At 58.6% G+C, this 13317-nt stretch carries 9 protein-coding genes; 4 read left to right on the top strand and 5 right to left on the bottom strand.

Features of this window, described 5'->3' with window-relative positions; all coding sequences use genetic code 11:
• Window positions 1-9: 9 nt before the first annotated feature.
• Complete coding sequence (locus tag ACGY09_RS15330; RefSeq protein ID WP_397568411.1) at window positions 10-1356, bottom strand: proton-conducting transporter membrane subunit; 1347 nt, start codon at window positions 1354-1356, stop codon at window positions 10-12.
• Window positions 1357-1482: 126 nt separating this feature from the next.
• Between ACGY09_RS15330 and ACGY09_RS15325 the strand changes: the two genes are divergently transcribed.
• A complete protein-coding gene (locus ACGY09_RS15325; protein WP_397568410.1) occupies window positions 1483-2340 on the top strand; it encodes a LysR family transcriptional regulator in 858 nt (285 codons plus the stop codon).
• A 174-nt stretch (window positions 2341-2514) separates the two neighbouring features.
• Here ACGY09_RS15325 and ACGY09_RS15320 read toward each other — a convergent pair whose 3' ends face one another.
• From ACGY09_RS15320 to ACGY09_RS15310, 3 genes are all read right to left on the bottom strand, one after another.
• Window positions 2515-4020 carry a TolC family protein gene (locus tag ACGY09_RS15320; RefSeq protein WP_397568409.1) on the bottom strand — a complete coding sequence of 502 codons (1506 nt, stop codon included), beginning with the start codon at window positions 4018-4020 and terminating at the stop codon, window positions 2515-2517.
• Between the two features lie 248 nt (window positions 4021-4268).
• The gene (locus ACGY09_RS15315; RefSeq protein WP_397568408.1) at window positions 4269-5696 is read right to left on the bottom strand and encodes an HlyD family secretion protein; all 1428 of its coding nucleotides are present in this window, start codon (window positions 5694-5696) and stop codon (window positions 4269-4271) included.
• Window positions 5697-5708: 12 nt separating this feature from the next.
• Window positions 5709-7919, bottom strand: a complete 2211-nt coding sequence (locus ACGY09_RS15310) for a peptidase domain-containing ABC transporter (RefSeq protein WP_373649368.1) — start codon at window positions 7917-7919, stop codon at window positions 5709-5711.
• A gap of 171 nt (window positions 7920-8090) precedes the next feature.
• Between ACGY09_RS15310 and ACGY09_RS15305 the strand changes: the two genes are divergently transcribed.
• Both ACGY09_RS15305 and ACGY09_RS15300 read left to right on the top strand, forming a co-directional pair.
• Window positions 8091-8399: a hypothetical protein gene (locus ACGY09_RS15305; protein WP_397568407.1), complete on the top strand. Its 309-nt coding sequence runs from the start codon at window positions 8091-8093 to the stop codon at window positions 8397-8399.
• A 624-nt stretch (window positions 8400-9023) separates the two neighbouring features.
• Window positions 9024-9401, top strand: coding sequence for a hypothetical protein (locus ACGY09_RS15300; protein ID WP_397568406.1), 378 nt, complete (start codon window positions 9024-9026; stop codon window positions 9399-9401).
• 1159 nt (window positions 9402-10560) lie between these two features.
• On the opposite strand, the gene ACGY09_RS15295 is transcribed toward ACGY09_RS15300, so the two are convergent.
• Complete coding sequence (locus tag ACGY09_RS15295) at window positions 10561-11010, bottom strand: ExbD/TolR family protein (RefSeq protein WP_373649370.1); 450 nt, start codon at window positions 11008-11010, stop codon at window positions 10561-10563.
• 435 nt (window positions 11011-11445) lie between these two features.
• Between ACGY09_RS15295 and ACGY09_RS15290 the strand changes: the two genes are divergently transcribed.
• The gene (locus ACGY09_RS15290) at window positions 11446-13221 is read left to right on the top strand and encodes an adenylate/guanylate cyclase domain-containing protein (protein ID WP_397568405.1); all 1776 of its coding nucleotides are present in this window, start codon (window positions 11446-11448) and stop codon (window positions 13219-13221) included.
• Window positions 13222-13317: the final 96 nt, after the last annotated feature.

Here is a 13317-nt window from a genome sequence, read left to right as displayed (position 1 = left end):
ACTCTCCTTTCAGGATTGGTAGGCGGTTCGGGATGAGGTAACGGTCTGTGGGTGGGGCTGGCTGGCGTTCAGTGCTTTCATATACAGCCTCTTCCAGGTGGCTCGGGACTGAAGCCTGGCTGGGAGGTTAAGAATCATGGCCATCCACAGCACGACGATCGTGGCAATGCCTGCGAAGTAGACGGCATCCATCGGCTGTGGCTGAATGGTGTGAAGCGAATTGAGCGCAGTTTCCACCAAACGGATACTGAGGCCGTACATCCCACCTGCTCCAGCCCCAACCAGGAAGGTGCCGAGCACACGAGAGACCGCCAGCGATTCGCCAAGCAAACCGACAGCCAGTTGCGTGGCGGCCATGAAGGCCAGAGCAATCATCAGGCTTGAGGTGTCGACGAAGCGGAGGTCAGCCCCGCTCGTGAGGGTGAACGCGAAGGCCCCACAAAGACCCGCCGGGCAGGCCATCAGAATCCGAGCGAAAGAGGGTTCTGTCGCGATGCCTGCGCGCTTTTCCTGCACCACCGAACCCGCGCTGAGGAAGAGATAGGCCTTAAAGAGGCCGTGCCAGCAGAGATGCGAAATCGCCGGTGCGAAGAGCCCCATTCCACACTGCAGAAGCATAAACCCCATCTGCCCCATCGTGGAACAAGCCAGCATTCGCTTGATGTCAGTCTGGAGTAGCTTCCAGAAGGTACCGATTACCGCCGTGATGAGGCCGACAAGGAATAACCCATGCAGAATTACAGACTGTGTCGCAAAGAGAGGCGCGAAGCGAACCAGGAGGAATCCGCCCCCGTTGACAAGGCCCGCGTGCATCAGGGCGGAGACAGGCGTTGGAGAGTTCAGTGACGAAGTCAGCCAGCGATGAAAGGGCCAGGCGGCGGATTGGGTCAGTGCGGCAATCGCAATCAGGATCAGAGCCACACGATGCATCGTTGTCCATTCATCAGTGGCCTGAACGATGCTGGCGATGGAAGCGGTCCCTGCGTTTTCCGCCAACAGCCAGAAAGCCACGCCCAGAACCACGGACCCAAAGCCAAATGTCTTGAGGGCCAGCAGGCCAGAATTTCGGGCGGCACGCCAGTGATCCTTGTGAATCATGAGCCTGACCAGCAGCAAGTTGCTCATTACCCAACCCGCAAGCAGCACCAAGAGGTGGTCAGCGAAGACGATCGCCATCACGCTGGTGGCAAGCAGCAAGACATCGCGTCGATGCCGGCGCTGGTTTTTGTCACCGGCCAGATAGCGACTCGAGTAAGCGAGCACATTGATGACGACGAACAGGATCAACCCCGCCATCACCCAAGAAAGGCTGTCAGGCCGGAAGAGCTCAAAATGATCAAACTGAAACAAGGGCATCGAAACTCCTTTCTGGAAAGCGTTGCGTTTACACGACTATCGTGATTGACAGTTTAGCCGCCGCAGTTTAATTTAAAAAATTGATAGTTCTCAACACTTCGATGATCTTTTCACATAGGTCGCAGCATGCCGTTCTTTGTCGATACCATCCAGCTCAAGAGTTTTATTGCGATTGCCGAAACGGGGACGTATGGGCAAGCCGCCGCGACGGTCAACCGGACGCAATCTGCTCTCAGCCTGCAAATCAAAAAGCTGGAGGAGCAACTTGGCTGCGAGCTATTCGACCGAACGAACCGCCGAGTGGTGCTGACGCAACAAGGAGAGATTTTCCTCGGCTACGCCAAGCGAATGATGCAACTTCAGTGGGAAGCGTTCAGTCGCCTCCGGGAGCCGGATGTCGAAGGCGAGATTCGATTCGGAACGCCAGAGGATTTCGCGACGCACTATCTTCCAGATGTGCTCGCGAGCTTCAGGCAGCATCATCCGCGCGTGCAGTTGAATGTCGCTTGCGACTTGACTCTCAACCTGATCGACGGCTTCCATCGCGGGGAGTTCGATGTCATTCTCGCCAAACGGGATCCACAGCGAGTCAAAGGGGGAACAAAGGTCTGGCGGGAACCGCTGGTCTGGGCTGCCGCCGATGGCTATCAACCAGAGGAACGCCTATCGTTAGTGCTTTCCCCACAGCCCTGCATCTACCGCGCTCGCGCGCTGGCAGCACTCGACCGGGCAAAACGGAGCTGGCACATCAGTTTCACCAGCCCGAGTCTGGCGGGTACGATCGCGGCGGTGAAAGCGGGGCTTGGTATAACCGTGCTGCCCGCGCACATGATTCCTGCCGGTATCCACCCGATTCGCAAAGAAACGAAACTGCCTCAATTGGCAGACTCTGAAGTGGCTTTGATGAAAAAGGACGAACTTTCGAAAGTCGCAGAGATTTTTTCCGACCACGTCGTGCAGAGCTTAGAGAACATCAGAACATAGCGACGGGAAGTGGGTTTTCCCGCAAAACTGGCGACGGGATTTGAGCTCAGGAATTCTGGTCCTGATCGAGAGTTATCGCGCATCGTCGGAGAAAGGGTTGGGGTGACAGAAGACCGTTAGAACGTTTTTCGGGGGGGGGGCACGAGCGGAGACATCAGCCTGCGGCGAAGGATGTTACCGATCGAGAAATTCAGGGGACGGTGGGATGCTCAGGTTCAGCTCGCCATCCTGGAAAGGTCCGTCGCCACCAAGTGCCGCCTGGTAGTCTGCCATAGACCGGTAGAACTCGGCCAGGGCATCAACCTCGGCAAACGAGGCTTCTGCGGCCACCAGTTCGCGAATGTTGAGGATCACAATCGTTCCTTGTCCCTGTGTGAAGCGCTCACGCTCACCACTTTCCACCTTCCGGGCCACCGCGACGTTTTCCCGCGCTTTCTTCAGCAGTTCGTAGGAACGTTCCAGGGCCGAGGCGGCGTCCTGAAGCTCGGCCACGATGCGGTCCCGCTGAAACTTCTCCTGAAAGCTAAGCTGAGTAAGTGCAGCTTCGGCCGTCATGGCACGCCCTTTTGCCTCCCGGCGTTGCAGCGGCAGGTCGAATTGCAGCGAGGCGATGTATGTGGCGCGATCCAGCTCCGTGCCGGTGACGAGCGGCGTCTTCGAGAAGTTTGAGGCGTACCCGATATCCTGAGCCCCTTCCAAGCCGAGGTTTAAGCCGGGGAGCATCTGATTTCTCGCCAATTCCAGATCCACGGCGGTCCGTTCACGCTGAAGGCGCAAGCGTGCGAGTTCCGGACGCTGTTGAAGAGCGACTGGGATATCCAGGGCAACATTCGCAGGGTCGAAGGGATCTGGCTCTGGCAGGTTCTTCGGTAGGCGTATCGCCTGCGGAATCAGGGGTTCTCCCTCTGGATTGCGGAGATAGAGTGACAATGCAATGGATGTCTGCTGCCATGCTCGCTCCGCTGTGATCAGCCGGGCCTGCCGCTCCACAATCACCCGCTGGTTGTCTGTTCGCTCAATCTCGGCGAGTGCACCGCGCTCGACCAGTTCCGCAAGCTGTTTGTTCCGGTCCTCAGCGATCTTCAGCACGGATTGGGCAATCAGGTAACGTCGGCCGGCGGCCACCCAGGTCCAGTATGCTCGGGATGCGGCGCGAATGAAGTCGAGCCGCTGCGCCGCGATGACGGGGTCCGCCAAAGCCCGAGTGAGGGCGGCCTGCCGGGCCGTTGCCCGCCGCTTATCAATGGGTCGGCCGGCCAGTAGTGGTATGAGCACACCAGCACGGAACTCGCCCCCGTCGCCGGTTTTGCGATCTCCGTAATAAATGGGAAAGTTGCCGTCGGATTGCCGATAGCCTGTGTAATACGACACACCGTTCCAGGCTGTGTTCTGATCCACGCCGACAGTCATCCGTTGACTGTCGTAAGTGCCGACCTGCCAGAATTCACGGGCCCGCAGATTCAGGTCAAACGCCCCCTGAGCGGCAAGCAACTGGCCGGAAGTGATTCCCTGCTCCTCAACTGCGGCAAGCAGCAGGGGATAATGGGTCTCGACTGAAGCCACAACCTCGCCGAGGTCGAGTTGGTCCTCAGCCAATTCATCTGCAGCGTGAATCGGCGGCGAGAGGAATTCGTAGCTCGCCTTCTGCTGGTCCAAAATATCCGTGTTGTCGTCGTCCATTGCAGAGGATTCCTCCTCGGTCTCACTGAACGCGACAAGCTGAGCGGAGTGCTCGAGAGAATCGGCCTCTGGATCAAGGGCACCCGCAGAATCCAGACTCTCCGTTTGGCCAGATTGCTTCTTTGATATGACCCCAGAACCAGATCCAGTACCCCGATCAGCACCCGCTTTTGAAGGTACGCTCGCACACCCACTCGCGATTGTCAGCAGCAAGCAGCCACAGACGATCGGCATCCTTGCCTGTGGTTTCATTTCAGCTCCTTGCGCTTAACCGGACCAAGCGGCTGACCGCTCTTCGCCTCTTGCGATTCACGAACCGGGGGAAAACCGTTGAGTTGCCGCCAAAACTCCCATCCAAGCGAAACTCTCTCCAGCAGGACCCAACCTTGCGCACGTCCCCCCTGACGGAGATACTGGTTGTTCGGCCAAGGCTGATCGTCAGGGTCTGGCTCGACGAGGATACGGAAGCGTCCCTTGTCATCCGCTGTGGAATCGACCAGGTAAACGCGCCCACCGAATGTGCCCACGGCGACGGAAGGCCAGCCGACGAACTGGGCGGCGGGCCAACCTTCGAACTGCAGCCGGACCCGGTCCTTTTCGTGCACCAAGGGCAAGTCGTTGCCGTCAATATGGAGCTCGGTGACGATACCGGGATAGCCTTTTCGGGTCAATTGCAATCCATCCTCGGACCCATCGTCGGAATCGGCCTCCGCCTTGATATCCGGGACCAGTACCGCCAGCCTTTCCCCAGGGCGGACCAGAATGCCTCCCTGCTCGGAGTTCGCCAGAAGTCGCAGCACTACGCCGTCGACTGGGGCATCGACATACTGGGCGCGTTGACGCGCGATACGCACTTCAATCTGGGCCTTGTCCCGCTTGACGGAAGCAACTTCGGCTTCAGCCGAGCGTTGCGACGCTGTCTCAAGATTGATCATCGCGGCCGTGTCCGAATCAACCTTCCCGAGATTGTCGGTCGCAGCCTTTTCTCCCGCCTTGGCGACTTTGACTCGCGCTTCTGATTGCCGAAGCTTGGCTTTTGCCGTTTCGAGCACCTGCTTTGCAACCTCAACGTCGCGCTGCGATACAAGGCTTCCCTGCTTACTCTTGAACAGTTCCTGCTGGCGCTGAAAGTTCGGCTCCGCCGCATCCAGGGCTGCTCTTGCCTCCAGCTGCTCCTGCTCGGAGGCCTGCACCCGCGCCTGTTCCTGGCGCAGGATGCTTGATTGAACGTCGATGGCAAGCTGGCGTGAATTCTTCAAGTTGCTGATACGGGATTCAATGTCGCGCACGCGCCCCTCGGCGGCGCGGAGGCGGTCCAGGATCGCCCGCTCCTCATCCAGCAGGCGCAGCTCCAGGTTCGGGTCGTTATCGACCATCTCCACAATACGCTCACCCGACTTTACTCGTTGCCCTTCAACGATATACCACTTCTTGATACGTCCCTCGATGGGGGACACCACGAACTGCGGGCGCTGGACCGGGTTGAATGCGATCGCCCGGCCAGTGCCGTGGACGGTCTGAGTCCAGGGTACGAGAGTCAGTGCAAAAGGGAGAGCGAGCAGGCAAAGCAGCACAATCTGCGATAGCCGCCGTGCCATTCGCGGAGGGCGTGCGAGCTGAAGAGCGGGCAAGGCCAGCCGATCACTTCGGACGAACTGTTTCGTTGCAACGACCATAGAACTTTCCACTTAAACGTTGGTCACGTGTTGATGGCTGGAATCGGCGCGGGCGTGGCTCGGCCGGTCCGCTCGCATGAGGGACACCTGGCGCCCGCAGAGCCGCGCAACGTCTTGACTGTGAGTGACGACCAGGAGCGTCCAGCGCGCTTCGGGGCCAAGGATGCCAGGCAAGACTTCCTGGCGAACATCCTGGTCCATATCGTCGAGCACTTCATCGAGCACCAGCAACCGCGGGCTGCCGGCAATCGCCCGTGCGAGCATGAGCCGTTCCGCCTGGCCCAGGGACAGGGGCGCCCCGCCGGTTCCCAATGCGGTGTTCAGCCCGCCGGGCAGGTCGAGAACATCTTCCAGCAGTCGCACTGCCCCCAGCGCCCTGCGCACATCCGCGAGTGACAAATGCTCTCGGCCCATGCGGACATTGTCGAAGATGCTCCCTTCGAAGATCTCGATTCCTTTCACGACCGCAATATGTTCGCGCAGCGACTCAAGGCGAAGGTCCCGCAGGTCCGTCTCGTCAATTTCTATGTGGCCATGGTTGGGCTGCCGCAGACCGAAAAGCAGGTCGACCAGCGTGCTCTTGCCGGCGCCATTCGGGCCCAGTAAGGCAACTCGCTCTCCCGCGTCGATACGAAGGTTCAATCGATCAAGTACCGTCCGATGGCCCTCGCCATAGGCGAAGGTGACGTTGTGAACCCGGATCGCTGCCCCCTGGCTCCGGGCGCGGTGAGACACACCTCCATCACGTTCCAGGGGCAGATCAGTCAAATGACCGAGTTTGTCAACCGCCGCCAGCAGGTCGTAGTAGCTCTCCAGATGTTTGCCAAGCTTGGTAAATGAACTGACAACCGATGCGACCACGATTTCCGCCGCGACGAGCTGGCCAAGGGTCAACTGTCCATTGATCACCAGATAGCCGCCGAGGCCGAGCAACGCGGTGCTGGCGAGCACCTGGAGGCCAAGGGCGAAGACAACTTGGCGCAGGACAATACGGTAGTGGCTTTGCCGGGCCAGAAGGTATTGCCGCGTCAAAACGTCGGCCCGCTCGCGGGCGAAGTTTGGCCCGCCGTTGAATTTGAATGCAACAGGATGCCTCGCCATTTCCTCGACCCATCCTGCGACCACGTATTTTGCTCGCGACTCGCGGATACTGCTGGCAACGGCCCCACGGCCTAAGACGAAGACGAGAAATACCAGACTGGCGATGAGTGCAAGGTCGAACCCCAGCAGGATCTGGTGGTAAAAGGCCAGAAGGGCAAGTCCAATCGCCATTTGCAAGACAACACTCACGCCATCGAGCAGCAATGACGCGCTGGCTTTCTGGACGGTGAGCACGTCGAAAAAACGATTGACCAGTTCGGGGCCGTGGTGTTTATCAAATGCCTTCACGTCGATGCGAGGCAGACGGTGCGACAGGTCTCCGACAACGCGAACGAAAATGCGCTGTTGCAAATACTCCACGACGATTGACTGCAAAACCCGTAAGAGCGCAGCCAGGCAGAGACTGATCAGCAATGCCACGCAGAGGACCAGCAACTGCTGCACCAGTGTCGCCAGCGCGGTCGTGTTCACCACCGCCATCGCCGTAATGGGAACAGCCAGGCTGAGGACACCGACGCCGAGCGCATACACGATCACCATCCAGATGTCGCCGGCTTCGGGCCGAAGTAACCCGAGAAGTCGACGCAGTGGGGGTGGTCCGTGATGTTCCTCGTCATGGGAATGGCCAAGCTCACCAGCGGCCGATGCCTCGGCGAGAGGAGCAGCAGGTTGCGCCGTCATCCACTCAACAACGACATCGGCGTCGGACGCCCCGATACGTTCCGCAATCCTCTCCGCATCGAGCCATTTATTGTCGTCTTCCGGTGCGGTGGAGAGCAGAGACCCTTTTCCACCGCTCGAATCCGTGAGCAGATGCCATCGAGCCGTGCCCGTCGGCGTAACCGCAAAAATGGCCAGAGGAGACTCCGGCTCAACGCTGGCTAAGGCCTCGCGGACAGAAAGCTGTCTGGTCAAGGTTTGTAAGCCGACCGCTTCGGCAGCCTGGGCAAGTCGCAACCGTGCGGCCCGCGCCACTGTAGGCGGAATATCCGCTTCCGCCCTGCGAAGCGCCTTGCCAGCCTGGGTCGGATCGAACGCGAGTCCGGAAGCCTCAGTCAGGTACTTGAGAACGACCAGGCTCTCCGGCACCGGGTCATCAATTCGCGAATCCGTCTCGTTCATGCGCGTCTGGCCCTTGATCCGGGTTCCGGGCGGGCGAAAAACGACACCACCCGCCCTCCTCGCCGGATACTGAATTCTTCGTTAGAATTCTAGGGACGGATTCAAAACCCGGCTACTGCAATAAATGCTCTGGTGAGCATATTTGGATTCAAGGAAGACTGGGGCTGCTCGATGTCAGATCCGATTGACGGCCGACTGGTCGTCGATGCACTGGAGAGGGCGGCCCAGCGAGAACTGCCGCCCACCGCAGGCCCGGTGGAGCACTCGGCCCCCGTGTGGAGCACTCGGACTGCAGGTGTGCAGTATGCCAGCGAACACGACCAGATTCTTCTGAGACGAAATCAGATCACCGACTCGATGAGCCGCCGAGGCAATCGCGGGGATGACGCACCGATGGAGCGTTTCTTCGCCACGCTGAACAAAGAGCTCGTACTGCGAACGGTATCAGACTCACTCGGTTGCTCGTTAAAGCCACTTTGAATCCATCAAACCGTTTTACAACCGTGTCAGAAGGCACTCGACAATCGGGTCTCTCCCATCTGTCAAGTTCGAGCAGGCCCTTTGATCCTAACCTCGCCCCCCCCTTTCATGGCCAAGTCCACAACCACCCCTCAACCCGAACAGAAGACGCTCTCCACCGAACCCGCTTCGGTGGAAGCAACGACTGACAAGCTAAAGCAACCACCACCAACCCCAACAAAAACGCTCTCCACCGAACCCGCTTCGGTGGAAGCAGCGACTGAAAAGCTAAGGCAACCACCACCAACCCCAACAAAAGACGCTCTCCACCGAACCCGTTTCGGTGGAAGCAACGACTCACAAGCTAAAGCAACCACCACCAACCCCAACAAAAACGCTCTCCACCGAACCCGCTTCGGTGGAAGCAACGACTCACAAGCTAAAGCAACCACCACCAACCCCAACAAAAACGCTCTCCACCGAACCCGTTTCGGTGGAAGCAGCGACTGACAAGCTAAGGCAACCACCACCAACCCCAACAGAAGACGCTCTCCACCGAACCCGTTTCGGTGGAAGCAGCGACTGAAAAGCTAAGGCAACCACCACCAACCCCAACAGAAGACGCTCTCCACCGAACCCGTTTCGGTGGAAGCAGCGACTGAAAAGCTAAGGCAACCACCACCAACCCCGACGTTCGAGCAGGAAGTCGTCGATCTGCGACTTCCAGAGAAAATCCATTCGGGAGGCCGGCTGGAGTTCGAAGTCGAACTTGAGTTTGCAAAGGATATGGAATGGGGATCTTTGCTGACGATTGAGTTTCTTGCCCCGTTCGATCGGACCGAGGGGCGCCGATCGTTCGGCGGCGTGACGAGACCCTGGTGCCGAAAGTACGGGCCTGTCGCGACACTGGAACTCGACGCCCCAACGCAAAAAGGAAAGTATCTCGTTGAACTTCAGGCAACCTCATCTGAGTTCGAACCACCAACCCAGCTCCTTGGGCGGGGAGTTATTCTCGTTGAATAAAGACAAACACAGACATTGCGAACCTTAGCGGCTCAGTCGTGGCTCACGACCGGCGCAGGAGGGTCGTGGGGAAGAATCTCCTTCCTTCCGGCGGAATTATTGGTCCCTGTTGTTCAAGGACCAAGTCTCGTCCAAACGTTTGGCTGTTTGGGCTCGCTGGGATCCTGCTTCTTGCTGACACTGCCCGTGTTCAAACATCTTCTGCTGGGACGAGACAATCGAAGAAAGAAATAGTTCAGATCGCAGAGCTTCATCATCCATCGCATGTCATCAGAAATCATCTGCGAGGCACAGGTAGTACGAACGCGGCACGGATGATCGAGACGTAAGCGGGACGTGTTGCGAGTGATCTTGCGAAGCTCGGGACGCGACCGACGGTCTGGTTGTGGCGTGACTCGGTCGCGCCCGGGAAAGTCATGAGTTTGAGTCGTCCAGCCGGTGTGAGATTGTTGTCTCAGACGGTCAATGTCGCTGCGGCCAGGAACCGCGGAATCCTGCATCAGACGGGAGAAAAAGGAATCGTCGCCCGCGTCGGATGGCGACAGGAGGTCATCAGGAAGTGCGGATGAGAGCGGGATTTACAGTCCGTCTCGGCGGGGATGGAGCACGACCGAAGACAGCGGCAAGACGCGCTGCGACGAATTCGAGGTCATCGATCTTGACGTCACGGGCTGGCCAATTGGCCAGTCCGTGGCCAGCCGCTGGCCAGTCCCATGTCTTTGGAGGATCAGGTGTTAAGTAATTTGGACGGGACTGGCCCGGCTGGCCAGGGATTTCTGGCGAGCCTCCCCCTGGGGCCGACTCAGGAAACGTGACGTTTCGGTACAAGCGGTTACTTCAGAACCGCATAACGAATCAACGGCACTATCGTTATTTGACAATTCGGGAGAAGTCGTGCCCCCACCTCTGCTGAAGAGGGGGGGGCACGCAGGCGATTCGTACCAAGAGCGGCTCCGTCGATCGGCTGCTCGCAGCTTTGATTGCTACACCTTCCTCCGAAGAATGTGGGGGAGTGAAAAGCTTCACCAGAAGCCTGGTATTCTCGCAGCGGTTCTCAGAAAGCGTGACACTGATCGGCAAAGTGGTCGTCCGCAATCCGCCTGTCCGACTGCCGACTCGGATGTGGTTGCCGCGCGGAGGTACTTCCGTCGCACCAACATTAAAGTTGAGATTTGGAAACGACAAAGTTAATGGACTGGAAGCGGACTGCGCGACACATGTCATAGACATGGATCACATCTCCCAGGGGGACTTCTGCAGCGACATCCAGATTCACGGGAATCTCGGTCGATGCCCGCGCGAGATCTTTGAGTTTCGCATCCAGCCCGTCCATTTCACGAAACTCCTGTCCTTCCAGAAACGTCACCGTCTCCGTTTCCACGCGTGTCAGTCGGATCGAGACTTCACCCAGCGGTTTCTCGGTCGGTTCCTTCTCGGTGGCACTGATCGCTCCGGCGGCAAAGTCCGTCGTTAGCAGTAGCTCTTTCATATGCCCCGTTGAGGCACAGATGAAAAAGATGAGGAGCTGAAAGACCACGTCAATCAGTGGAGTCATGGCCGTCTGCATATCCACCTGGGACGCTCGTTGTCGCGATGTGGGAATACGCATGCTCAGTGACTCAGAGATTCTCAGAAACCAGACACTCCACTGAGGTTAACGATTTTTCGGGGATCTCCATAGAGGGACACGATCTACCGGCGAGCCACGCCCTCGACCAGTTCAAATTCCCTACTCCACCCATTTCTCGCAAGCGAGAGACAATGTGTCCTCTGCGCACAGGAACGTTGGCCAATTCGCCGTCTGCCGGGAAAGTTGGTTGAGAAGAGATGAAGGCCGGGACGGCAGGTCACCGAAATCAACCACAGCAGCAGTGACTTGATCGTCAGCGACTTGATCCGCTGGCTCCGAAGCTGACGTCAGGTCTCAGTGAGAGGTAGAATCAACAGCCTTTGCGCAAGAGTCGCAACCTTCCAGCGGGACTGCTGCGAGGTCGCTAGTCGGGTTCGTCCATTTGGTGTTCGTTCGTGTCCAAGAGTGAAGATCGTGGTGCTCGAGCTTGTTGCACAGGGTTCAGAGACGGAGCAGCACTGGCGGAAACGGCTGGAGCCGGGTCAGCGTTACTGCATCGGTCGCCATCCCGAGTGTGAACTGAGCGTCAAATGGGACCCGCAGATCTCGCGGCAGCATGTCCAGATTGATGTGCATCCTGACCATCTTCAGCTTTCACGCGTCGAAGCGGCCAGAAACCCGCTGTTTTTCGCGGGGGAAGCGGTAGGAACCTGTCGCGTCGAGGTCGGTCAACACTTCGTGGTCGGTTCGACCTCGTTCCATGTCACACAACCTGAAACCGAAGTGGGAATTGTCGCAGCACCGTTTGAAGAAGTGGCATTCAAACGGGCGGAGCTCCGGAAAATCCGCTACCAGGACCCGGAAAACCGGATCGAGGTCTTAACTCATCTCCCAGAAGTGATCTCGGGTGCTCGCGACGATAGCGAGCTGTACTACCGCCTGGCGAACCTGCTGCTGAAGGGGGTGGTCCATGCAGAGGCGGTCGCGATCGTGACCACATCGGGGACAGAAGAAGTCCAGATGCTGCACTGGGATCGGCGACACGAAACTGCGGGCCCGTTTCGTCCCAGTCGTCGTCTGGTAACGGAAGCAATTGAGCGGCGCCAGTCGAGCGTGCTGCACATCTGGGAAACGGATTCGCCTGTCCCCAGCGACAAGACATTGACGCAAGAGTTCGACTGGGCCTATTGCACACCGGTGCCGGGACTCGCCATGGAACCGGCAGGACTATATGTCGCCGGTCGGATGGGAAAGACCTTCGTTCCCGGAACGACGCTGTCGGACGCCCTGCAACTGGAGGCAGATGTCAAATTCACCGAGCTCGTGGCCGAGATCATCAGTTCGGTCATCCGTGCCCGACGGCTGGAACGGCAGAAGGCGGGACTGCGGCAGTTCTTCGCCCCCCCGATTCTGGCGGCACTGGGGGACGAACTGGATACGACGCTGCTGGAACCCAGTGAGTGCGATGTCACCGTGATGTTCTGCGACCTCCGGGGGTTCAGTCAGCGACTGGAGAACGAAGCGGGCGACCTGATTGGCTTGCTGGAACGAGTCAGCCGGGCTCTGGGTGTGATGACTCATCACATTCTCGAGAATGGGGGTGTCACCGGGGACTTTCAGGGTGACGCCGCACTGGGATTCTGGGGTTGGCCGTTCCCTTCGCCGGACGCGGCCGTTCATGCGTGCCGCGCTGCACTGGGTATTCGGGCCGCTTTCGCCAAAGCGGCCGCAACCCGGAATCATCCCCTCGCCGACTTTGAAATGGGAATCGGGATCGCTCACGGCCGGGCGGTCGCAGGCAAGATTGGAACGGCAGAGCAGGTCAAGGTGACCGTGTTCGGCCCCGTCGTGAATCTGGCAAGTCGATTGGAGTCGATGACCAAACAGTTACGCGTCCCGATTCTGCTGGATGAGGGAGCGGCAAAAATGGTGCGAGATCGCCTGAAGCCGACTGAAGGAAGGCTGCGGCGGCTGGCTCAGATTCTGCCCTACGGCATGGAGACACCGGTGACGGTCAGTGAACTACTGCCACCGGCAAGCGACTTCCCGGAACTGACGGACGCGCACCTCGAGAGCTACGAGGCGGGAGTCGCGGGTTTCATTGCCGGAAACTGGGATGAAGCCTATCGACACCTGCACGCCATGCCGGCGAGCGATCGGGCACAGGATTTTCTGATGCAGCAGATCGTGCTCAACAATCGCACGGCACCTCGAAACTGGGATGGAATCGTACGACTTCCCAGTAAGTGATCTCGGCCGACCAGATGATTGGTCGTTAAACATTGACCGGTTTAGCCAGTCGGCTAGGATATCGGTTCTGGCCTGTGGGTCGCACAAGTTAAGTTT

It is taken from the genome of Schlesneria sphaerica (assembly GCF_044336245.1).
Lineage (GTDB): Bacteria > Planctomycetota > Planctomycetia > Planctomycetales > Planctomycetaceae > Schlesneria > Schlesneria sphaerica.
This window is presented reverse-complemented; position numbering and strand designations above follow the sequence as displayed.

Bases quoted from the DNA above. Each gene is read 5' to 3' on its own strand.
- ACGY09_RS15330 (WP_397568411.1), bottom strand. From the start codon at position 1,356: ATGCCCTTGTTTCAGTTTGATCATTTTGAGCTCTTCCGGCCTGACAGC.
- ACGY09_RS15325 (WP_397568410.1), top strand. From the start codon at position 1,483: ATGCCGTTCTTTGTCGATACCATCCAGCTCAAGAGTTTTATTGCGATT.
- ACGY09_RS15320 (WP_397568409.1), bottom strand. From the start codon at position 4,020: ATGGACGACGACAACACGGATATTTTGGACCAGCAGAAGGCGAGCTAC.
- ACGY09_RS15315 (WP_397568408.1), bottom strand. From the start codon at position 5,696: ATGGTCGTTGCAACGAAACAGTTCGTCCGAAGTGATCGGCTGGCCTTG.
- ACGY09_RS15310 (WP_373649368.1), bottom strand. From the start codon at position 7,919: ATGAACGAGACGGATTCGCGAATTGATGACCCGGTGCCGGAGAGCCTG.
- ACGY09_RS15305 (WP_397568407.1), top strand. From the start codon at position 8,091: ATGTCAGATCCGATTGACGGCCGACTGGTCGTCGATGCACTGGAGAGG.
- ACGY09_RS15295 (WP_373649370.1), bottom strand. From the start codon at position 11,010: ATGCGTATTCCCACATCGCGACAACGAGCGTCCCAGGTGGATATGCAG.